The following is a 20,311-nucleotide window of genomic DNA, read 5'->3' as shown; positions in this document are numbered from 1 at the left end:
TCAGCGGCACAAGGCGGTGTCCACCGCGCGTTCCAGGCTTCTCCGGGCCGCCTCGCCGGTGAGTTGCATGGTGACCGCGACGTTGGCGGCGCGGCCGTCGTCGGTGGCGCCGCCGCGGGTCTCGTACCCCGGAAAACTGCCGCCGTGGCCCCAGGCCAGGCCGCCGCACGGCAGCGGCCTGCTGACGAGTCCCAGACCGTAGCGGGCGCCCGGACCGAAGGTCGCCTCGGCCGGGACGGTGGAGCGCATCTGGGCGAGCTGGGCCGGGGGCAGGAGGCGGCCGGTCAGGAGCGCGGTGAGGAAGCGGTTGAGGTCGGAGCCGGTGGAGATCATCTGGCCTGCCGCCCAGCCCCAGGAAGGGTCCATCTCCGTGATGTCGCGCAGCGGTGTCTCCGCCGACTCCTGGTAGTAGCCGTGCGGGTGAGGCTCTCGGATGCTCGCGTCACCCGGGGCGGGGAAGTAGGTGTGGCGCAGCCCTGCGCGTTTGACGACGCGCCGGTCGATCTCGTCGGCGAGGGGGCGGCCGGTGACCTTCTGGACGATCAGGCCGGCGAGCACGTAGTTGGTGTTGCTGTACTTCCAGCTCTTGCCGGGGGCGAATTCGGCCGGGTGGCGGAGAGCCGTGGCGAGCAGTTCACGGGGGTCGTAGTACCGGACGTCGTCCCCGAGGCGGTTGCTGTAGTCGGGAAGTCCGCTGGTGTGCTGGAGGAGCTGGCGGACGGTGATGCGGCGCCCGTCGATGCCCTCCCCTCGGACGAGACCGGGCAGGTGGGTGTCCACGAAGTCGTCCAGGCTTACCCTGCGCTCCGCGACGAGCTGGAGAACGACGACCGCGACGAAGGTCTTGGTGTTACTGCCTATCCGTACCTGGCCGTCCCTGGGCACCTTCGAGCCGGTCATCAGGTCACCGACTCCCGCGGTGTACGTACGGGCGCGGCCGTTCCGGTCCTTCACGCTCGCCAGCGCGGCGGGCGTACCGCCGTCGCGCACCAGCGCGTTCAGGGCCCGCTGTACGGCGTCCGGCCTGGCGGCGGCAGCATCGGCTGAGGCCGAGGCCGAGGCCGAGGCCGTGGGCGGGGCCAGGGCCCCCAGCGTCATGACACCGATGGCCACCGCGGCTGCGGCGGGCAGGACCTGTCGCCGCGTGCCGTGCTGCCGGCCCGTCGAGCGGCGTACTCGCCGCTTCTGTCCACGCATGAGTCAACTCCTGAGAAATCGTTGGATCGTCGTTCGGGGCTGCCGGTCACTCGTTGCCGGTTACCAGTTACTGGTTATTGGCTGCCGGTTACTCGTTGCCGGTTGCCGGTTGTTGGTTATTGGCTGCCGGTTACTCGTTGCCGGTTGCGTGATTCAGCCGCACAGGGCCTTGTCCACGGCGTCGTTCACGTGCTGTGCGGCCTCCTTGTCCGTCGGGATGCTGGTGACCGCGACATTGGCGGCGCGGCCGTCGTCGGTGACACCGCCCCGCGTCTCGTACCCCGCGATGTCACCGCCGTGGCCCCAGTAGACGCCGCCGCACGACAGCGGCCTGCTGGTGAGCCCCAGCCCGTAGCGGAGGCCGGAGGTCCCGGCGGGGACGGTCGTACGCATCTCGGCGAGCTGGGCCGCCGGGAGGAGGCGGCCGGCGAGGAGCGCGGTGAAGAAGCGGTTGAGGTCGGAGTTGGTGGAGATCAACTGGCCCGCGGCCCAGCCCGCGGAGGGGTCCATCTTCGTGAAGTCGCGCAGCGGTCCGTCCGCCGGGCTGCGGTGGTAGCCCCGGGGGTGCGGCTTCCGGATGGTCATCTCGCCGGTGGCGGGGAAGTACGTGTGGCGCAGCCCGATGCGCTTGATGATGCGCCGGTCCATCTCCTCGGCGAGGGGGCGGCCGGTGACCTTCTGGACGATCAGGCCGGCCAGGACGTAGTTGGTGTTGCTGTATCCCCAGGTCTTCCCCGGAGCCGCGTCGGCCTTGTGCTTGAGGGCGAGGTCAAGCAGCTCGCGGGGCTCGAAGTACCGGTTCCTGATCTCGTCGTCGTCGAGGTGAATGCCGTATTCGGGCAGGCCGCTGGTGTGCTGGAGGAGTTGCCGGACGGTGATGCGGCGCCCGTCGATGCCCTCCCCTCGGACGAGGCCGGGCAGGTAGGTGTCCACGTGGGCGTCGAGGTCGATCTTTCCCTCGCCGACGAGCTGCAGCACCACAACCGCCGTGAACGCCTTGGTGTTGCTGCCGATCCGCACCTGGCCGTCCCTGGGCACCTTCGAGCCGGTGGCCAGATCGCCGACTCCCGCGGTGTACGTACGGGCGCGGCCCTTCCGGTCCTTCACGCTCGCCAGCGCGGCGGGCATCTTGTCGTCGCGCACCAGCGCGTTCAGCGCCCGCTGTACGGCATCCGGCCTGGCGGCGGCATCGGCCGAGGTGGCGGAGTCGGGCGAGGCGGCGGAGCCGGAGTCGGAGGTGGAGGGCGGAGTGAGGGTGAGGGCGCCCAGGGTCATGACGCCGACGGCCACCGCGGCAGCGGCCGCCCAGGCTCGTCGCCGACTGCCCTGCCGGGTCGAGGAACGAAGGCTCTGCTTCATCTGATGAACACGCATGAGTCAACTCCTGGGAAATCGTTTCGTCGGGGCACGATCCTTGTTTCCAGGGCCCTTTGACCGCATCGCGGGAAAGCAGGAGAATTCGCTCCCCCGATCGAGGGAGGCCGTATGCGGGCCGCCCGGTGATACTGACGACCATGAACAGGGGAATTCGGGTGCTGCTGCGCGGCTCCACGTACTCAGGTGTGCTGTTCGCCTATTGCGGGGCGTTGGCGAGCCTTCCGCTGCTGCCGTTCGCCCTGTTGCCCGTGCTGTCGTGGCGATCCGCCCCCGAGAGCGTGCAGATCCTCGTCGTGCTGCTGGTCTGGGCGGCGCTGGTCGGCGTGGCCGGGCTGGCGCGCCCCGTACGGCGAGCGCTGATCGTGTCCGCCCGCCGGCTGCTGGGGGTGTCCCTGCCGAACCCGATGGCCGGTCGCCGCCCGTCCACCGGTTCGCTCGGCCTCGACCGCTGGCGGACTCCGCTCTGGCTGGTGCTGCACGTGTCCGTCGGGTGGACGGGGGCGCTGGCGAGCGGGGTGCTGTTCATCATGGGCCTCTCCCTGCCCATGAACTGGCTCGGCGGCGAGGTGCGGGCGAGCCTGTTCGGTACGTCGGTCCGGGTGTCGGGCGGATGGAGCTGGGTGGCGGCTGTCGCGTGCGTCCTGCTGGCGCTCGCCATCTGCGTACTGGTCACGAAAACCCTGCGGTGGTCGGCGCCCCGGCTGCTGGGCCCTTCGGCGGCCGAACGGCTCGCGCTGGCTGCCGAGCGGGAACGGCTGCTGGCCGAACGCAACCGGATAGCCCACGAGTTGCACGACTCGATCGGGCACACGCTGACGGCGGCCACCATCCAGGCGGCGGTGGCCGGCGAGCTGCTCTCCACCGACCCGGCCGCGGCACGGGCCACCATGCGCAGCATCGAGGACTCGACGAGGGCCGCGCTGGAGGACCTGGACTACGCACTCGGCGTACTGCGCGAGGAACAGTCGGGAACGGCACCGACCCGAACCCTGGCCGACCTTCCCGAGCTGCTGGAACGCCTGCGGCACACGGGCGCGGTGGTGGAACCGGAGCTGTCGGGTGAACTGGCGCGAGTACAGGGGACGCTCTCCCGCGCGGCGTACCGGATCCTCCAGGAGGGGCTGACGAACGCGCTGCGCCATGGGGCGGGCGGCCCCATCGAGGTCCGGGTGGCGGCCGGGACGGACGGTCTTGACCTCACAGTGGTCAACCGGACCGGAGCACGGACCGGGCCGAACCCGGGATCCTTCTCGACATCCGGCCACGGCCTGCCCGGACTGGCCGAACGCGTCCGGCTGCTGCACGGTGAGTTCCGGTCCGGCCCGGACGGTACGGGGCACTGGCGGCTGGCCGTCCGGCTGCCGGTGCGGGCGTCAGCCTGAGTGAATCCGGCGCGGACGGGGGCACGGCCCTCTCCGCGGAGCCGGCCCCGCCGCCACCCTCCTGGTCACGGGCGCCACCCGTCACCCGTCACCTGCCGGCCGCCACCCGCAGGCCGAAGCGGCCGCCCGCCGAGGATCGTGGGTGATCACCACGTTCGAGAACGGCGGTTACGTCACCGCCGCCCTCCTCCCGGCCCCCGCACGGCCCCGGCCTCGGCTCCGGCCCCGGCCCCGGGCCCCGGCTCCGACCACGGCTCCGGGCCCCGGCTCCGACCTCAGCTCCGGGCCCCGGCTCCGACCTCGGCTCCGGTCTCGTACGTACCCGCCCAAGGCCATCCGGAGCGACGGATGCGCCAGGCTTCGGGGGCCAAGCAGCACAGTGATCACCTGGCTGCGGCCAGGTCCTGGAGAGGGGTACGTCCGGCCAGATCGGTGCCCTTGGGCATCAGGTAACGGGGGGAGCCGGTGGCGATCAGCATCCATCGGTTTCCCTCCGAACATTTGCGCCTTTCGACGGAACCCAATGCCGTTGAGCCGTCGCCCGGAAAATGACGGGGTCCTCGCCGCTCGTCACAACAGGGCGCACCGGCGCGCGTATCGCCGGTCCCGCACACCATGCCGAATTCGCGTTCCTCCGCGAGCCCCCGGACCGGAAATACGGCCGACAGCACCGCCCGGCTGCCGGGGCGTGATCCGGACACGTCTTTCCGGAAACCCCGATGGCCCCATGCCCGTCAGGGCCCGGACTTTGCCAGCTCTTTCCAGGCATTTTCGGCCACTCTTCTCATGTGTGCAGCTGGCTGCACATTTCGGCAATGCAAGTTCGCGAAGTCCGAAATGCGCTAATTACCAACCCCGTTGACACGTGATCGGGCCAAGCTCACTGGCGTATTGGGCGCCGCACCGACGGCGCCCGCCGCATTCCCAGCACTACGAGAGGGACCGCTGTGACAGACAGCCCGCCGACCGGCTTCCTGGCCGACACCGCGACCGGACTGCCCATTCCCGACGACGCCGTGTTCGCCTCGGCCGAGGAGGAGCGCCGCCACCGCAAACAGCGCCTGGCCGCCGCGATGCGGCTGTTCGGGAAGGCGGGGTTCGCCGAAGGGATATCCGGCCACATCTCCGTTCGCGACCCCGAACACCACGACCGGTTCTGGGTGAACCCCTTCGGCCTGTCCTTCAACCAGGCCAAGGTGAAGGACCTGATCTGCGTGGATGCCACCGGCCGCGTGGTCGAGGGCGAGGGGAAGGTCAACCCCTCCGCCTTCACCATCCACTCGAAGATCCACGAGCGGCCCGAGGCCGAGGCCATCGCCCACGGCCACACCGTTCACGCGCGGGCCCTCGGCTCCCTCGACCGGCTTCTGGAGCCGCTCGACCAGGAGTCCTGCGCCTTCTACGAGAACCAGGTCCTCTACGGCGACTACGACGGCCCCGCGATCAGGATCGAGCACGGCGAGGACATCGCCCGCCGGCTCGGCGACAAGAGGGCCCTGCTCCTGCGGTACCACGGGCTGCTCACCGTCGGCGGCAGCATCGAAGAGGCCGTGCACTGGTTCTTCACCTACGAATCGTGCGCCCAGGTCCAGCTCGCCGCGCTCGCCGCGGGCACCCCCAAGCCGATGAGCCCCCAGCAGGCCCTCGCCGCTCGCGACGGATTCGGCGACGACCAGCTCGGCCGCTTCAGCTTCCAGGTCATGTGGGACGAGATCACCGCCGAGCAGCCCGAACTGCTCGACGAGCGATGAGCCCGGAGCACACGCCATGAGCGCACACCTCACATCAGCCAAGCGCGAGATGGCCAAGGCCGTCATCATCGTCGCCCTCGTGCAGTTCGTCGTCGGCGGCTGGTTCTCCTGGACGGCCTCCCGCTCGGAGCCCACCCGCGTGCCCGTCGCCGTCGTCGCCGACAACGGCCCGTACAAGCAGCTCGACGCGCTCCTCGGGGCACACGGCGACGACTTCGACACCCGTCGGGTCGACAGCGCGGGCCGGGCCGAATCGCTGCTGCGCGACCGCGAGGTCTACGGCGCCTTCGTCCAGGACGACGCCGCCGGTCACGGCTGGCGGCTCAAGGTCGCCTCCGCCGCCTCCCCCGCCGTGTCCGCCGCGCTGTCCGGGCTGCTGGCCGAGCTGACAGGCACCTCCGAGCTCGTCGAGGAGGTCGTCCCCGCCAACGGCAACGACCCGCACGGCTCCGGCATGACCATGGGGTTCTTCCCCCTGATCGTCACCTCCGTCATCATCGGCCTGCTCCTCGTCCTCAAGGTGCCCGACGCCCGCCTGCGCCTCGCCGGTGTCGCCGCGTTCGCCGTCCTCTCGGGACTTCTCAGCTCACTGATGCTGACCGTCGTCTCCGATGTGCTGCCCGGCTCCTTCCTGACCAACGCCGCCGCGATCCTGCTGCTGGAACTGGGCATGGCGGGCTTCATCACCGGCCTCGGCGGCCTGCTGGGACCGGGCGGAATCGCCGCTGGAGCCGTCGTCATGTTCCTGATCGGCAACCCCCTCTCCGGCATCGCCACCGGCCCCGACCTGCTGCCCGGACGGCTCGGCAGCATCGGCCAGCTCCTGCCGCCCGGCGCGGCGGGATCGTTCATCCGCGCCGAGGGCTCCTTCGCGGGTACGGGCAGCGGCTCCCCCCTCGCCGTACTGACCGGGTGGGCCGTCGTCGCCCTGGCCCTGCTGCTCCTCGCCGTAGTCAAGGGGCGTCGCAGGCGCCCGGAAGACGCCCGCGTGCTCCAGAACGTCTGACCAGGGAAACCACACACTCCATGAACGACATGACCGATCAGATGTCCCACGAGCGGATAGCCGACGATCAGCTGTCCCACGAGCGGACGGCCGATGAGCGGACGGCCGACGACATCGCCATCATCGGAGGCGGTGCGGCGGCCGTAGCGGTACTCGACCGTCTCGCCCGCCTGCCCGAACCCGGCAACGGCCGCGTGGTCGTGTTCGAACCCGACGGCTCCCGGCTGTGGCGGGGCCGCGCCTACCAGCACGACACCGACTCCGTGCTGGTCAACATCCTCCCCGCGGAGATGTCCGCCACCGCCGGCGATCCCGGCGCGTTCGCCGACTGGCTGAAGCGCACGGGATCCCCCTACGGCGGCGGCCCCTGGGACGAGGACGGCCACTTTCCGCCACGCCATGTCTTCGGCTCCTACCTGGAGCACACCGCCGAGCAGGCCGTCTCCTCCATGTCACTGCGCGGCAGGCCCGTCACCGTCGTCCACCGCCGGGTCACCCGGGTGCGGGACGCGGACTCCTTGCTCGACGTCACCGACGACAGCGGGGACACCTGGCGGTTCGGCCATGTCATCTGCGCCGTCGGACCCGGAATCCCGGCCGACCACTACGGGCTGACCGGCGAGGAAGGCTTCCTCCCCGACCCCTACCCGTTGGCCGACACCCTCGCCCCCATCCCCGCGGACGCGGCGGTCGCGGTGATCGGCACCGGCCTGGCCGCCGTCGACACGGTCGTGTCCCTGTACCGGGCCGGACACACCGGACCGGTCGTCATGGCCTCCCGCAACGGATGCCTCCCCGCGATCCGGCAGCGCCCGGTCCACCCCGAGATCCGCCACTTCACCCCGGCCCGCATCCACGACATCGCCGCCGACGGCCACCCGATCGGCCTGGAGCAGCTGACGGACCTGCTGGCCGAAGAGCTGCGCGCCCACGGCGCCGACCCCGCCATCGCCCTGGACGAGCTGATGTCGGCCGAGCGCGAGGACCCGCTGGTCAGGCTGCGCCGCCAGTACCAGGAGCTCGACCACCCCGACACCGGCATGCGCGTCATGCAGGAGGCCGTGCCGACGACCGGCCCGGACGCCTTCCCCCTCCTGCACCCCGAGCTCCAGGACTACATCCGCGAGAACCTCTACCGGGGCATCATGTCGCTGTGCTGCCCGATGCCGCCGGAGAACGCCCGCGTCCTCCTGGACATGGCCGACCGGGGCCAGCTGCACGTCGAGCGGGGCCTGCACACCGTCAAGCCACGTGACGGCGGGGGCTTCCTGCTCGGCGCGGACCGGTCGGAGGAGGCCGACCGGGTCGTCAACGCCGTCTCCGCACCGGCCCACCGCATCCCCGAGGCCGCCCGTGCCGTGTTCGCGTCCCTGACGGAGGCGGAGCACGCCGAGTACCACCCGGCGGGCGGGATCGCCGTCGAACCGGCCACCTCCCGGGCGACCGTCGACGCTCGGCCCCACCAGCGGCTGTACGCCATCGGGGACGTCGCCGGGGGCACCTTGTTCTTCACCTCCGGCATGCCCTCGATCGTCGACCGCGCCCAGGACATCGTCAACGCCGTCAGCGGCACCGGCCGGAAGGGCTGAGGACCATCAACACCTGCACCATGACCCGCCGTTCACTGCTCCGGAACGCCGCCATCGCGGCGACCGCCGCCGCCGGCGTCACCGCCGTCACCGCCATGGCCACCGCCTCCGCGTCGCCGGAGCGCCGGGTGCGGGCCGCAGCCGAGGAGACGGACCCGGCCGTCCCGTTCGACGAGGTCTACAAGGGCCGCCGGATCGAGGGCAGGCCGGTCCCGGAGGGCCACGCCCACCACGGCGGCGGAGCCGCCCACGGGGCCTCCGCCGCGGGCACGACCCGCACCGCGGGCACGACCCGGACCGCGGGCCTGGCCCGTACCGCCGCCGCCTCGTCGCACGAGCAGGGCTTCCCGCCCGCCCCGGCGGTCGAGATCAAGATCGACGGGAGGGTGCTGCACGTCATGCGCCGCGCCGACGGCACGTACATGAGCCTCCTCAACCACTACGAGTCCTTCCCGACCGCACGCGCCTGCGCCCAGGCCGCGGTCAACAACCTCGGGCCCAACTCCCAGCTGGCCCCGGGCAACATCCACGGCTGACCGGCAGCCCGCCACCGGCCGCCCGCCACCAGCCGTCCGTCTCCGCCCCAGCGACACCGCAGGAGCACCTTCTCCGTGCACATCCGCAAGAACTGCAAGGACCTGACCGCCGTCGAGCGCAAGCGCTTCATCGACGCGGTCCTCGAAGTGAAGAGCAAGGGCGTCTACGACGACTACGTCAGGACCCACGCCCACTATTTCGTCGCCGACGGCGAGGGCGGCAAGCGCTACGGCCACATGGCCCCCAGCTTCCTGCCCTGGCACCGCGCCATGCTCATCGACTTCGAGAACGAGCTGCGCGAGGTCGACGACCGCGTCACCCTCCCCTACTGGGACTGGACCTCCGAGCAGTCCACCACCGGCATCCCCTGGACCGAGGACTTCCTGGGCGGAAACGGCCGCGCCGGTGACCGCCAGGTCACGAGCGGCCCGTTCGCCCACCGGGCGGGCCGGTGGGACATCAACGTCCAGGTCACCAACGATCCCTTCCTGATGCGGGACTTCGGCGGCTGGAACAACGGGGTCTCGCTGCCCGGCCCGGCCGACCTCGAAGAAGCGCTGTCCGATGCGCGCTACGACAGCTACCCGTACGACTCCACCGCCACCACCACCGGCTTCCGCAACAAGCTGGAGGGCTGGACCGTCGGCCAGGACGTGGGCTGGAAGCTCCACAACCGCGTCCACGCCTGGGCGGGCGGCCAGATGACCGGCGGCAGTTCACCGAACGACCCGGTCTTCTGGCTGCACCACTGCTTCATCGACCTGATCTGGACGCGGTGGCAGGAACGCCACAAGGACGTGCCCCAGTACCTGCCGGAGAAGCCCATCGCGGCAGGCGACAGCCAGCACGGGCGCGTCCTGTCCCTCGACGAGAAGCTCACACCGTGGGACGTCACCCCGCGGCAGATGCTCGACCACACCGGGTTCTACCGGTACGCCTGACCTCCCCGGTTCCGGGGCGGCGCCCCCTGCGTCCGGTACCGAGAACACCGGACCGCGCGGGCGGCCAACTCATGCCATCCGTACACCACTTCATCACCGCAGCAAGGAGCTGATCCGTCATGCGCAAGACCACCAACACCACTCGGGCCGCCCGGGCCCTCGTCCCCGCACTCGCCCTCGCCTCCGCCGTCGCCCTCGCCGGGCCGGCCGCCGCCGACGCCCCCGCCCGCACCGGCACCACCGTCGGCGCGGCCGTCGAGCAGAACCGCAGTGAGCTGCCCGCCTTCGCCGGACACTCCTACCGCCTGGAGGTCGACAACGGCGTCGTCTTCCACAACAGCTACTCCGCCGACGGCACCAAGCTCCACTGGGAGGCGACCGCGGGCCCGATGAAGGGCAACAGCGGCGACCAGGACCTCGCGGTGAAGAAGGTCAACGACGGTGTCTACCACGTCAACTGGGTCGAGGAGTCCGGCATGACCGTCTCCCACGTCATGGACCTGAACTCCGGGAACGTCTCCGTCTACTGGACGTACGTCAACGAGAGCGGCGACCGGGTCGGCGAGCTGCACACCGCCACCCTCGCCCGCATCGCCTGACGCACCGGGTGACGCCACCGGGCCGGCCCGACCTCCACGGGCCGGCCCGGCCCCTGCTCCAGGCCCCGCCTGCTCTCCCGCCACCCGCCTGCTCTCCCAGGCCCCGCCTGTTCTCCCAGCGCCCGCCCTGCCTTCCGGCACCTTCCCGAGGAGCCCCGTGGCCGCACCTGCCGCTGCCCGTGCACCGCACCCCCCGCAGCACCCTCCCGCCGAGCACCGCCTCAAACCCCACCTGGCCTCCCGCCACCTGACCATGCTCGCCCTCGGCGGTGTCATCGGCGCCGGTCTCTTCGTCGGCTCCGGGCAGGGGCTGGCCCTCGCCGGGCCCGCGGTCCTCGTCTCCTATCTGCTCGCCGCGCTCATCGCCCTCGCCATCATGCGGATGCTGGGCGAACTGGCCGCCGCCCTCCCCGTATCGGGGTCCTTCTCCGTCTACGCGGACAAGGCGCTGGGGCCCTGGGCCGGGTTCACCACCGGCTGGCTCTACTGGTGGATCACCGCGATCGCCATCGCCGTCGAAGCCGTCGCCGCCGCGGGCATCGTCCACCAGTGGATACCGGCACTGCCCAGCTGGACCGCCGCCCTCGTCTTCATGGCCCTGTTCACCGCGCTGAACACGCTGTCGGTGAAGATGTTCGGTGAGGCGGAGTTCTGGTTCGCGTCCCTCAAGGTCGCCGCCATCATCGCCTTCATCGCGCTCGGCGTCGCGGCGCTCGCGGGCTGGCTGCCCGGTACTCCGTCCCCCGGCACGGCCCATCTCACCGGGCACGGGGGCTTCGCCCCGCACGGCGTCACCGGCATCCTCGCCGCTCTGCTCGCCGTCATTTTCGCCTTCGGCGGCATGGAGGTCATCGCCATGGCCGCCGCCGAGTCCGCCAACCCCTCGCTCGCCGTCTCCCGCGCCGTACGGTCCGCGATCTGGCGCATCGCCCTGTTCTACATCGGTTCGGTCGCCGTCCTGGCCGCCCTGCTGCCCTGGACCTCCGCCCGGCCCGGACACAGCCCCTACCCGCAGGTCCTGGAGCGGCTCGGCATTCCCGCCGCGGGCACGGTCACCGAGGCCGTCGTCCTCATCGCGCTCCTCTCGGCCCTCAACGCCAACCTCTACGGCACCTCCCGGATGCTGCACTCGCTCGCCCTGCGCGACGACGCCCCGGCAGCCCTCGCCCCGGTCAGCCCCAAGGGCTCCCCGCGCCGGGCCGTGGTCGCGTCCGCCGCCATCGGGTTCCTGTGCATCCCGCTGGAAGCCGCCCGGCCCGGAGACGTACTGCCGGTGCTGGCCGAGGCCATGGGCGGCGCCATGCTGTTCATGTGGCTGACGGTCGCCGTCTCCCACCTGGTCCTGCGCCGCCGCCTCGAACGGACGCGGCCCGACCTCCTCGTCCTGCGTACCCCCGGCTTTCCCGGTGTCACCATCGCGGTGATCGCCGTCCTCGTGGCCGTCATCGCGGCCATGGCCTTCGACCCGTCCGCCCGCGGCCAGATCCTCGCCTCCGCCCTGCTCGCCTGCGTTCTCGCCGGAGTCGGCCGGCTGCGCCGACGCGGCTGACGGCCGGCGACGAGGAACGCCGGGGAGCGACGAGAGGCGTCAGGGCACGGCAAGGTCCTCCGCCCCGTCGTGCGTGGCCTCCGCCCGGGCGATGAGATAGCCGAGCTGCGCCCGCGACCGCGATCCCAACTGCTGGGAGATCCGGGACACATGACCGGCCACGGTCCGCCGCGACACCCCCAGCCGGCGAGCGATCGCGTCGTCGGTGTGACCGGACACCAGGAGCCGCATCACCGCCCGCTCGACCTCGTCCACGATCACGGACTCCCGCGCGCGCACCACCGGCGCCGACACGGGCGTGCCCCGCTGCCAGGCATCCTCGAACACGCAGACGAGGAAGGCCACGATGCCCGGGTGGGTGATCTCCACCGCCCCCGCGTGCGGCGAACCGTCGCTGTGGACCAGGTAGGCGCTCGAACGGTCGCACAGCAGGAGCCGGCCGATCACCTGGTCCACGGTACGGACATAGCCGCCCGCCTCCTCCACCCGCGCGATGTGCCGCAGCAGTTGGGCGTTCGTCTGCGCCGCATGCGGATACAGCGTGCGGTGCGTCACCCCTCGCGGAACCAGCCGGGGGTCCTCCAGATCGAAGGCGTTGCGCTCGCCGAGCGGCTGGATCGTGGCCAGCTCGCTGCGGCAGGAGCGGACCGCCTTCTCCAGCGTAGGCATGACCACACCTTCGCCGTCGATCCGGGCCACGCTCGAACGGGCCTCGCGGACCGCTGCCCGGTACATCGCCTGGACCGAAGAGAAATCGGAACGGGTCCGCTGCACCCGCTGCCTGCCGCGCCGGATGTCCTCCTCCAGCGGTTGCAGCAACTCGTCGAGCGCTACGTCCGGCGCCACCGGCACCAGCAGCCTGGGGTCGTCCGGCGGAGGGGTCACCAGGCCGAGGCGCAGCAGGCACCCGGGCGCCTGGGCCAGCGGCATACAGCCCTTGATCACCGCGTAGCGGTACCTGGCCAGGCCCTGCGCGCACACCGTCGACGGGTCCTCCCCGCACGAGCACCCGGGCGACCGAGGGGTCTGTCTGTCCCTTTCATGATCCAGCATTTCATGATTATGCACTCTCTTTCCAAGGAAATCGGCCGAGTGGCCCCATAGCGTTCCAGTGCAGACCCAGCACCCACCTAGGAATCGCAGGAGAGACCTCCCTATGACCATCAGTGGCACCACCGTGCTCATCACCGGAGCCGGAGCCGGTATCGGCCTGGCCACGGCGCGACTGGCAGCCGAACGCGGCGCCCATGTCGTCCTCACCGACCGCAACGAGGACGCCGTACGCCAGGCGGCCGGGACCATCGGCGGCCGGGCCGAGTACCGCGTGCTGGACGTGACCGATCCCGCCTCCGTCGACGCGGCCGTGGGCTCGCTGGAGCGCGTGGACCACGTGTTCACCAGCGCGGCGGGCATCACCGTCGGCCCGTTCGAGGAGCTCGGCGAGGACGACTTCCGGCGGTTCTTCGAGATCAAGTGGTGGGGCCAGTACCGCGTCCTGAAGGCGGCCCTGCCGCGCATCCCGCGGGCGACCGGCTCGGTCACCCTCATGTCCGGCTACCTCTACCGCAAGCCCGAACTCGGCTACTCGGCCTTCGCCGCGGTCAACGGATCGATCGAGGGCCTGGTGAAGTCCCTCACCCACGAGCTCGCGCCGCTGCGGGTCAACGCCCTGGCCCCCGGCCCGGTGGACACCCACGCGTCCCGGATGCCCGCGGACGAACACGCCGCCTACCGGGAATCGGTGTCGCGGCGGCTGCCCGTCGCCCGGCCCGGGGAGGCCGACGAACTCGCGCACGCCGCCCTGTTCCTCATGGAGAACACCTTCACCACGGGCATCACCCTCGACATCGACGGAGGCATCCGATGACCACCGCCAACACCGCCGCGCACACCACCGCCGACGCCAACGCCAACGCCAAGGCCACACAGGTGCTGGGCGGCCTGCTCCAGGAGTGGCAGAGCCGGTTCAACGAGCCCGATCCCGAGCGGGCCGCCGCCCTGTTCACCGAGGACGCGCTCTTCCAGGGCCTGTTCCCGGACCCGGTCACCGGACCCGGGAGCATCGCCGGTTACTACCGGCAGGTCCCCCCGGGCACCCGGGCCGTCGCCCGCGTCCTGCACGCGTACCGGGGCGGGGACGACTGGATCGGCGGGCTCGCCCAGGTCGTCTTCCACCAGCACGACGGCGACATACCCGTACGTCTCTCCCTCGTCGCCGTCCGCGCCGACGCGGGGTGGCGCATCCGGCAGTACCACGTCTCGCGCCTCTGAGCCCCGGCCCCGCACGGCTCCTCGGCCCCGGCACCGGCCCCGGTCTCGGTCTCGGTTCCGGTCCCGGTTCCGGTCTCCTTCAGCCCCGCTCGGAGATGTCCGGAGCCGTGCGGAGCCGTCCGGGCGAGCCCATCCGCCGTACGGGCTCAGCTCAACAGCCGGTCCGTGACCGCGTCGAGTACGTCCGCGCGGTCGAGCGGGCCGTTGTCGGCCACGATGAGGCGGTCGCCGACGCGCAGCGAGAAGGTGATCAGGCAGCGGGCCTCGACATCGCCCGCGTCGGGGCAGAAGGCCCCGTAGAGCTCGCGCAGGTAGTCCATGCGGCGGTTGTCGGCCCGGCGGAGGCGGCGCGCGACTCCTTCGTCGCGCCGGGCCCACTCGCGGATCGCCAGCTCGACCCCGGCGTCGGTCGCGAGCACCCTGCCCGACCCCACGAAGTCGAAGAGATGCCGGAGCCGTTCACGGGCGTCGCCCCCATCGCGCTCGATCCGCTCGATGACGGCCTCGGTGACCTCGCGCTCCCACGTGTCGAGCATCTCCTCCAGCAGGGCGGCGCGGTTGCGGAAGTAGCCGTAGAAACCGCCCTTGCTGACACCGAGCGCCTGGGCGAGGACCTCGACCCGGACAGCCTCGGGGCCGCCGGCGGCGAGCATGCGAAGCCCCTCCTCGATCCACCTGTCGCGTGGCGTACGGATCGCACCCATGCCGTGTCCCTCCTCACGTACCCGACCAATATACGGAGCCGTACAGATGAGTCTATGCTCGTTCTATACGCCACCGTATAGACAGGAAGCTGCCATGAGTGACCTGCGCCTTCCCCCGACCGACCATACGTCCCGCCCCTGGCGGATCCACGAGATCGCCGACGACTTCCGGCTGGAGGATGTGTGGGCGCTGCCGACGCCGGGCGGCCCGGACGATCTGCACCATCTGGTCGATCAGATGGCGAACGGCAAGGACGGTCCGGACGGCGGCAACCCCGTGGGCCGCTTCCTTTTCGCGGTGCGCTGGAAACTCGGTGCGCTCCTCGGCTGGGACAAGCAGGACACCGGCGTCGGCGGCCGGGTGACGACGCTGCGCGACCGGCTTCCCGAGGATCTGCGCCAAGGGCTGCGGGGCCCCGACCTCAGCACGGCGTCCTTCACCTCGGTCTTCCAGACGCACGACGAATGGGCCGCCGAGTGCGCCAACAAGACCATGCACGGGGTGCTGCACATCGGCTGGGTCCCTGACGGGAACGGCGGCTTTCACGGCCAGTTGGCCGTGCTGGTGAAGCCCAACGGCCGCCTCGGCTCCCTCTACATGCTCGGCATCAAACCCTTCCGGTACCTGGGGGTCTACCCGGCCCTGATGCGATCGATCGGCCGGGAGTGGCAGGAGAACGCGGAGCGTCGGATCGCACCCTGACGCCTCCCGCCCCCCGCCTCCCCGCCTCAACAGCTCTGGCGAGGGCTCCAGCGAGTACGGGCCCGGCCCCGGCGGCCTCCCGACGGCGGGCGCCGCCGGGAGGCCGTTGGCCTGGCTACGCCTTGCGGAGGCGGCCGATGATGCCGTTGAGGTCCTGCTCGAAGAACCAGGGGTCGACCTTGTGGCCGCCGTCCCTCTCGTGCGACTCGTGCTGGATGCCCGCCCTGTCGAGGAAGCCGCGGAACTCCCGCTGGGTCTGGAGCACGCCGACCTCGTTGAACGTGTCCCAGAACGTCGGCTCGGGGGTGGTGCCGGCGACCATGAAGATCCGCTTGCCCCGGTAGCTCTCCAGCCGCTCGATCGGGTTGTCCGCGCTGACCCGGGCCTCGTCCCAGAGCGGCGCGCCGTAGACCGTGCCACCGCCCAGTTCGACGGCCGCGGACGAGGCGTTGGCCCAGTGCACGACCGCGCCGTTGACCCCGGCGACGGGACCGCGCAGGCTGGCCGGGCCGGAGTGGGAGCTCACCGAGGCGAAGTGCCCCCAGTACTTGGCCGCGTACTTCAGCGCGCCGAAGCCGCCCATCGAGAAGCCGGAGACGGCGCGGCCGTCGAATTCGGCGTACGTCCGGAAGTTCGCGTCGATCCACGGGATCAGCTGGCCGATGTGGAAGTGCTCCCAGTTACGGGCTCCGACGTTGGTGCTCACCGGGTTGGAGTACCAGCCCGCGCGTCCGCCGTCGGGCATCACCACGATGACCGGCTTGCCCGCGGTCGCCGCGCGGATACCCCAGCGGTCCCAGGAGATGAAGTCCTGCTCGCCGCCGTGGAGGAGGTAGAGGACGGGATAGGTGCGACCGCTCCAGTGGTAGTCGTCGGGGAGCAGGACGTTGACGGCAGGGGCCCAGCCGCCGATCGCACCGGTCTGGAACCGGTAGTACCACATGCGGGGGTCGTGCTCCATGCTGTCCACGATGTGCAGTCCGAAGCCGTCACCGGCGGCGGCGCCCCGGGCGGCCGCGCTCGCGGACGAGGCCGACGCGACGGCGCCCGCGCCGCCGAGGGCCACGGCGGCGGAGACTCCACCGACGGACTTGAGAAGGTTCCTGCGGGTGGTGCGGTGCTGCTCGCTCAACTTCGCCTCCTGGTCGGGAAAATGGTCCGGTGAGCGGTATGTGCCGGTGGTTCCGCCCGCTCGGAAGCTAGCTGCCCGGCGTTCTCTGCGGCATCCGGAACGATCCGGAGTGACAGGGCCCTCGGGCCCTGATGGGATGCGCCCGTGACGGCACCGGCCGGCCCCGGGCCGGCCCGTTCAGGAGACTGAGGTCCCCCCACACTCATGGGGGAACCTCAGTCGACTCGCCTGTGGCTCGGTATCGGCTTTCGGTACCGGCTTTCGGCTATCGGCCTGCGAGGGAGTGTGCGGGGCCGCCCACCTTGTTCCATGCGATCCCGGATCCCGACCACTGGAAGACGGCACTCCTGTCCGGGCTCAGCCCGTACAGATGACTACCGGAGACAGCGAACTGTGCCGCCGGACCACCGACCTTGACCCACTTGTCCGGCGTACCACTGAACTTGAACAGATCACCCGTCGACGGATTCGTCGCGAACAGCCCCGCTCCACCCGCGACCAACTCACCCGCAGCACCACCGACCTTGACCCACGACGTCCCGGATCCCGACCACTGGAAGACAGCGCTCTTGTCCGGGCTCAAGCCGTACAGATGATTGCCAGTGACCGCGAACTGCGCGGCCGGTCCACCGACCTTGCTCCACTTGTCGGGTGTACCGCTGAACTTGAACAAGTCACCTGTCGACGGATTCGTCGCGAACAGCCCGGCCCCACCGCCGTACAACTTCCCGGCCGCACCGCCGACCTTGACCCACGACGTCCCGGATCCCGACCACCGGAAGACAGCACTCCTGTCCGGACTCAGCCCGAACAGACCATCACCCGCGACAACGAACTGCGCCGCCGGACCACCGACCTTGACCCACTTGTCCGGCGTACCACTGAACCTGAACAGATCACCCGTCGACGGATTCGTCGCGAACAACCCAGCCCCACCCGCGACCAACTCACCGGCAGCACCACCGACCTTGACCCACGCGACACCCTGCCCGGAGTACTGGAAGACACCCGACCGGTCCGGCGACAACGCGAACAGGTCACCCCCACCCGGAACAGGATCACCGCAGTTGCGGCTGGTCTCGAAGTGCTCACCGTAGGACCAGTTGACCGGTACGGCATGACCGTCGATGGTGGCCTGCACCACGGAACCGTTCAGCTTCTGCTCGTAGTGCAGGTGTGCCCCCTCGGAGGCACCGGTGTTGCCGACGGTGCCGATCTGCCGGCCTCGCTCCACGTCGGTGCCGACCGAGACGTCGAGCCGGTCCAGGTGCAGGTATCGGGTCTGCCAGCCGCCACCGTGGTCGATGACGACGAAGTTCCCGGCGCTGCTGGAGTATTGGGACACCGTGACGCGTCCAGCCGCCGAGGCCAGCGCGGGCTTGCCCAGGGTGGCTCCGCTGGTCGGGACCATGTCGAGCATGTACTGGTTGGCGTGCCCGCTGTGCGTGGACGTCGTCCACACCTCGCCACAGGGAACGGGCAGCTGGAAGGCGGGAGTCGCGCTCGGCGCCTGAGCCGAGGCCGTGGCGGGCAGGGGCGAGAGCAGTGCGAGGAGCAGCGCTGCCACTGCCAGAAAGCCGGACCGTATGACGGTTCTCAATGCCTCTCCTTAGGAAGGGATACCAAGATCAGGAACGATCCTGGGCGCGTCACAGGACGGAGATGTTCTCCGCGCGTGCAGGTAGGACGTGCGGGTAGCGCGTGCGGGCAGCCCGTGCGGGCAGCGCGGATCTTCAGTCGGTCGCGATGCTCGCGGCGGGGCCGCCGACCTTGGTCCATGACGCCCCCAGGCCGGTCCACTGGTAGACAGCGCTCCTGTCCGGGCTCAACCCGTACAGGCGGTCGCCGGTGACAGCGAACTGCGCCGCCGGACCACCCACCTTGCTCCACCTGTCCGGCATACCGCTGAACCTGAACAGATCACCCGTCGACGGATTCGTCGCGAACAACCCGGCCCCACCGCCGTACAACTTCCCGGCCGCACCGCCGACCTTGACCCACGACGTCCCCGAACCCGACCACTGGAAGACCGAACTCTTGTCCGCGCTCAACCCGTACAGACGGTCGCCGGTGACAGCGAACTGCGCACCCGGTCCGCCGACCTTGCTCCACCTGTCCGGCATACCGCTGAACCTGAACAGATCACCCGTCGACGGATTCGTCGCGAACAACCCGGCCCCACCGCCGTACAACTTCCCGGCCGCACCGCCGACCTTCGTCCACGTGTCGCCCTGGCCGGAGTACTGGAAGACGGAACTCCTGTCCGGACTCAGCCCGTACAGACGGTCGCCCGCGACGACGAACTGCGCGGCAGGCCCACCCACCTTGCTCCACCTGTCCGGCGTCCCGTTGTACCTGAACAGATCCCCCGTCGACGGATTCGTCGCGAACAGCGCGCCGTCGCCTCCGATCAGCGTTCCGGCGGGCCCTCCGATCCTGGTCCAGGATGTTCCGCTGGTCCGCTGATAGACGGCGCTCCTGTCCGGGTTCAGCCCGTACACATGGTGCGGGGCGAACGGACGCGCGCGCCATGTGAGCGGAGCGAGGTCCACTCCGCCGTTGCCCCAGCCGGCGCTGCTGACCCACAGCTTTCCGTTCTGGTCCGGTACGACCTCCGCGGCATGTGAGGGCAGTCGGCCCACCTGTCCGGAGGATGAGAAGCGGAACGGGTCGGCGCTCGCGTAGACCTCGGCTCCCACATAGTCCGTAGCTGAGGAGCCGCCGATGAACAGGTGCCAGAGACCGTCTCGCTGCATCACGTACGGAGATTCCGTCCAGCCGTCTCCCGAGGCGGTGAACGCAATGCTCCGGGGACCCCAGGTGATGAGGTCGGAACTGGTCCGGTAGGCCACCACATTGCGGCCCCCGGTGGCTGTCTCCGTGGCCGTGTAGTACATGACCCACTGGTCCCCCACTCGGGTGACCATCGGGTCGCGCGCTTCCAACCCGTCACGGAACAGCGGCCCCTCGGCCCGGCGTTCCCAGTGGCGCAGATCCGTCGATGTGGCCAGATTGATCTGGCTTCTCGACAGATCTCCTTCGGTCTGACCACCGGCATAGAACATGTAGTACGTGGACCCGGAGCGGATGACGTGCGGTGCCCAGAGGTGGGACTCCCCGTAGGAAGGGTCGACGTTCAGCGCCATGGGCTGCTTCGTCCACGGCCCCTGCAAGCTGGGCGCTGTGGCATGGGCGAACGAGTCCTCGTCCTCGGGATCGGCGGGCTCGGCGTGGGTGATGCCGAACAGGTGCCAGGTCCCGGTGGCCTCGTCCCGGATGAAGGTGTGATCGTTGATGTACCAGGGCCGCGATTCCCCGGCCGACGGATCATAGATCCGGACGAAGTCTCCACTGGTCACGGACTCGGCGGACATCGCAGCGGACTCGACGGACGTCGCAGTCGGCTCGGTGGACATCGCAGCCGACTCGATGGATGCCGCAGCGGACCCGGTGGGCATCGCGGCAGACCCGGTGGGCATCGCGGCGGATTCGACGGACGTCTCAGCCGACTCGGCGGACTTCGCAACCGCTGCGGGCGCCGCCCCGAGTGAGACCGCCACAAGGACGGCGGCA

General features: G+C 70.6%; 18 protein-coding genes. 11 read left to right on the top strand and 7 right to left on the bottom strand.

Features of this window, described 5'->3' with window-relative positions:
* Both ACGF2Y_RS04445 and ACGF2Y_RS04440 read right to left on the bottom strand, forming a co-directional pair.
* Window positions 1-1,197 carry a serine hydrolase domain-containing protein gene (locus tag ACGF2Y_RS04445; protein WP_392943195.1) on the bottom strand — a complete coding sequence of 399 codons (1,197 nt, stop codon included), beginning with the start codon at window positions 1,195-1,197 and terminating at the stop codon, window positions 1-3.
* A 153-nt stretch (window positions 1,198-1,350) separates the two neighbouring features.
* A complete protein-coding gene (locus ACGF2Y_RS04440) occupies window positions 1,351-2,556 on the bottom strand; it encodes a serine hydrolase domain-containing protein (RefSeq protein WP_392943300.1) in 1,206 nt (401 codons plus the stop codon).
* Window positions 2,557-2,711: 155 nt separating this feature from the next.
* Here ACGF2Y_RS04440 and ACGF2Y_RS04435 point away from each other — a divergent pair, with 155 nt between their 5' ends.
* From ACGF2Y_RS04435 to ACGF2Y_RS04400, 8 genes are all read left to right on the top strand, one after another.
* Window positions 2,712-3,956: a sensor histidine kinase gene (locus tag ACGF2Y_RS04435; RefSeq protein ID WP_392943194.1), complete on the top strand. Its 1,245-nt coding sequence runs from the start codon at window positions 2,712-2,714 to the stop codon at window positions 3,954-3,956.
* 947 nt (window positions 3,957-4,903) lie between these two features.
* A complete protein-coding gene (locus ACGF2Y_RS04430) occupies window positions 4,904-5,707 on the top strand; it encodes a class II aldolase/adducin family protein (RefSeq protein ID WP_392943192.1) in 804 nt (267 codons plus the stop codon).
* Window positions 5,708-5,723: 16 nt separating this feature from the next.
* Window positions 5,724-6,713 carry a hypothetical protein gene (locus tag ACGF2Y_RS04425; RefSeq protein ID WP_392943190.1) on the top strand — a complete coding sequence of 330 codons (990 nt, stop codon included), beginning with the start codon at window positions 5,724-5,726 and terminating at the stop codon, window positions 6,711-6,713.
* 20 nt (window positions 6,714-6,733) lie between these two features.
* Window positions 6,734-8,302, top strand: a complete 1,569-nt coding sequence (locus ACGF2Y_RS04420) for an FAD/NAD(P)-binding protein (RefSeq protein WP_392943188.1) — start codon at window positions 6,734-6,736, stop codon at window positions 8,300-8,302.
* 20 nt (window positions 8,303-8,322) lie between these two features.
* Window positions 8,323-8,838 carry a tyrosinase family oxidase copper chaperone gene (locus tag ACGF2Y_RS04415; protein ID WP_392943186.1) on the top strand — a complete coding sequence of 172 codons (516 nt, stop codon included), beginning with the start codon at window positions 8,323-8,325 and terminating at the stop codon, window positions 8,836-8,838.
* Window positions 8,839-8,913: 75 nt separating this feature from the next.
* Window positions 8,914-9,780, top strand: a complete 867-nt coding sequence (locus ACGF2Y_RS04410; protein WP_392943184.1) for a tyrosinase family protein — start codon at window positions 8,914-8,916, stop codon at window positions 9,778-9,780.
* Between the two features lie 119 nt (window positions 9,781-9,899).
* Window positions 9,900-10,379 carry a MoaF N-terminal domain-containing protein gene (locus tag ACGF2Y_RS04405; RefSeq protein ID WP_392943182.1) on the top strand — a complete coding sequence of 160 codons (480 nt, stop codon included), beginning with the start codon at window positions 9,900-9,902 and terminating at the stop codon, window positions 10,377-10,379.
* Between the two features lie 157 nt (window positions 10,380-10,536).
* On the top strand, window positions 10,537-11,928 hold the full coding sequence (locus tag ACGF2Y_RS04400; RefSeq protein WP_392943180.1) for an amino acid permease: 1,392 nt from the start codon (window positions 10,537-10,539) through the stop codon (window positions 11,926-11,928).
* 39 nt (window positions 11,929-11,967) lie between these two features.
* On the opposite strand, the gene ACGF2Y_RS04395 is transcribed toward ACGF2Y_RS04400, so the two are convergent.
* Window positions 11,968-12,909, bottom strand: coding sequence for a LuxR C-terminal-related transcriptional regulator (locus ACGF2Y_RS04395; protein ID WP_392943178.1), 942 nt, complete (start codon window positions 12,907-12,909; stop codon window positions 11,968-11,970).
* Window positions 12,910-13,084: 175 nt separating this feature from the next.
* Here ACGF2Y_RS04395 and ACGF2Y_RS04390 point away from each other — a divergent pair, with 175 nt between their 5' ends.
* Window positions 13,085-13,795: an SDR family NAD(P)-dependent oxidoreductase gene (locus ACGF2Y_RS04390; RefSeq protein WP_392943176.1), complete on the top strand. Its 711-nt coding sequence runs from the start codon at window positions 13,085-13,087 to the stop codon at window positions 13,793-13,795.
* Window positions 13,792-14,199, top strand: a complete 408-nt coding sequence (locus tag ACGF2Y_RS04385; protein ID WP_392943174.1) for a nuclear transport factor 2 family protein — start codon at window positions 13,792-13,794, stop codon at window positions 14,197-14,199. The genes ACGF2Y_RS04390 and ACGF2Y_RS04385 overlap by 4 nt, the downstream gene beginning before the upstream one ends.
* Window positions 14,200-14,345: 146 nt before the next feature.
* Here the strand turns inward: ACGF2Y_RS04385 and ACGF2Y_RS04380 are convergent, their stop codons facing one another.
* The gene (locus ACGF2Y_RS04380) at window positions 14,346-14,903 is read right to left on the bottom strand and encodes a TetR/AcrR family transcriptional regulator (RefSeq protein WP_392943172.1); all 558 of its coding nucleotides are present in this window, start codon (window positions 14,901-14,903) and stop codon (window positions 14,346-14,348) included.
* A 94-nt stretch (window positions 14,904-14,997) separates the two neighbouring features.
* Between ACGF2Y_RS04380 and ACGF2Y_RS04375 the strand changes: the two genes are divergently transcribed.
* On the top strand, window positions 14,998-15,606 hold the full coding sequence (locus ACGF2Y_RS04375; protein ID WP_392943171.1) for a DUF2867 domain-containing protein: 609 nt from the start codon (window positions 14,998-15,000) through the stop codon (window positions 15,604-15,606).
* 115 nt (window positions 15,607-15,721) lie between these two features.
* On the opposite strand, the gene ACGF2Y_RS04370 is transcribed toward ACGF2Y_RS04375, so the two are convergent.
* From ACGF2Y_RS04370 to ACGF2Y_RS04360, 3 genes are all read right to left on the bottom strand, one after another.
* On the bottom strand, window positions 15,722-16,738 hold the full coding sequence (locus tag ACGF2Y_RS04370; protein ID WP_392943169.1) for an alpha/beta hydrolase: 1,017 nt from the start codon (window positions 16,736-16,738) through the stop codon (window positions 15,722-15,724).
* 265 nt (window positions 16,739-17,003) lie between these two features.
* Window positions 17,004-18,338: a peptidoglycan DD-metalloendopeptidase family protein gene (locus ACGF2Y_RS04365; protein WP_392943167.1), complete on the bottom strand. Its 1,335-nt coding sequence runs from the start codon at window positions 18,336-18,338 to the stop codon at window positions 17,004-17,006.
* A 133-nt stretch (window positions 18,339-18,471) separates the two neighbouring features.
* Window positions 18,472-20,217 carry a hypothetical protein gene (locus ACGF2Y_RS04360; RefSeq protein ID WP_392943165.1) on the bottom strand — a complete coding sequence of 582 codons (1,746 nt, stop codon included), beginning with the start codon at window positions 20,215-20,217 and terminating at the stop codon, window positions 18,472-18,474.
* Window positions 20,218-20,311 lie beyond the last annotated feature (94 nt).

Origin of the sequence: Streptomyces sp. NPDC048142 (genome assembly GCF_043202835.1) — a bacterium.
Taxonomy (GTDB): Bacteria; Actinomycetota; Actinomycetes; order Streptomycetales; family Streptomycetaceae; genus Streptomyces.
The sequence above is the reverse complement of the archived record's forward strand: the minus strand, read 5'-3'. Positions and strand labels throughout refer to the sequence as shown.

Excerpts from the sequence above, each read along its gene's own strand:
- ACGF2Y_RS04445 (WP_392943195.1), bottom strand. The coding sequence starts at position 1,197 with ATGCGTGGACAGAAGCGGCGAGTACGCCGCTCGACGGGCCGGCAGCAC.
- ACGF2Y_RS04390 (WP_392943176.1), top strand. The coding sequence starts at position 13,085 with ATGACCATCAGTGGCACCACCGTGCTCATCACCGGAGCCGGAGCCGGT.
- ACGF2Y_RS04435 (WP_392943194.1), top strand. The coding sequence starts at position 2,712 with ATGAACAGGGGAATTCGGGTGCTGCTGCGCGGCTCCACGTACTCAGGT.
- ACGF2Y_RS04415 (WP_392943186.1), top strand. The coding sequence starts at position 8,323 with ATGACCCGCCGTTCACTGCTCCGGAACGCCGCCATCGCGGCGACCGCC.
- ACGF2Y_RS04405 (WP_392943182.1), top strand. The coding sequence starts at position 9,900 with ATGCGCAAGACCACCAACACCACTCGGGCCGCCCGGGCCCTCGTCCCC.
- ACGF2Y_RS04375 (WP_392943171.1), top strand. The coding sequence starts at position 14,998 with ATGAGTGACCTGCGCCTTCCCCCGACCGACCATACGTCCCGCCCCTGG.
- ACGF2Y_RS04380 (WP_392943172.1), bottom strand. The coding sequence starts at position 14,903 with ATGGGTGCGATCCGTACGCCACGCGACAGGTGGATCGAGGAGGGGCTT.
- ACGF2Y_RS04420 (WP_392943188.1), top strand. The coding sequence starts at position 6,734 with ATGAACGACATGACCGATCAGATGTCCCACGAGCGGATAGCCGACGAT.
- ACGF2Y_RS04385 (WP_392943174.1), top strand. The coding sequence starts at position 13,792 with ATGACCACCGCCAACACCGCCGCGCACACCACCGCCGACGCCAACGCC.
- ACGF2Y_RS04440 (WP_392943300.1), bottom strand. The coding sequence starts at position 2,556 with ATGAAGCAGAGCCTTCGTTCCTCGACCCGGCAGGGCAGTCGGCGACGA.
- ACGF2Y_RS04360 (WP_392943165.1), bottom strand. The coding sequence starts at position 20,217 with ATGCCCACCGGGTCTGCCGCGATGCCCACCGGGTCCGCTGCGGCATCC.
- ACGF2Y_RS04425 (WP_392943190.1), top strand. The coding sequence starts at position 5,724 with ATGAGCGCACACCTCACATCAGCCAAGCGCGAGATGGCCAAGGCCGTC.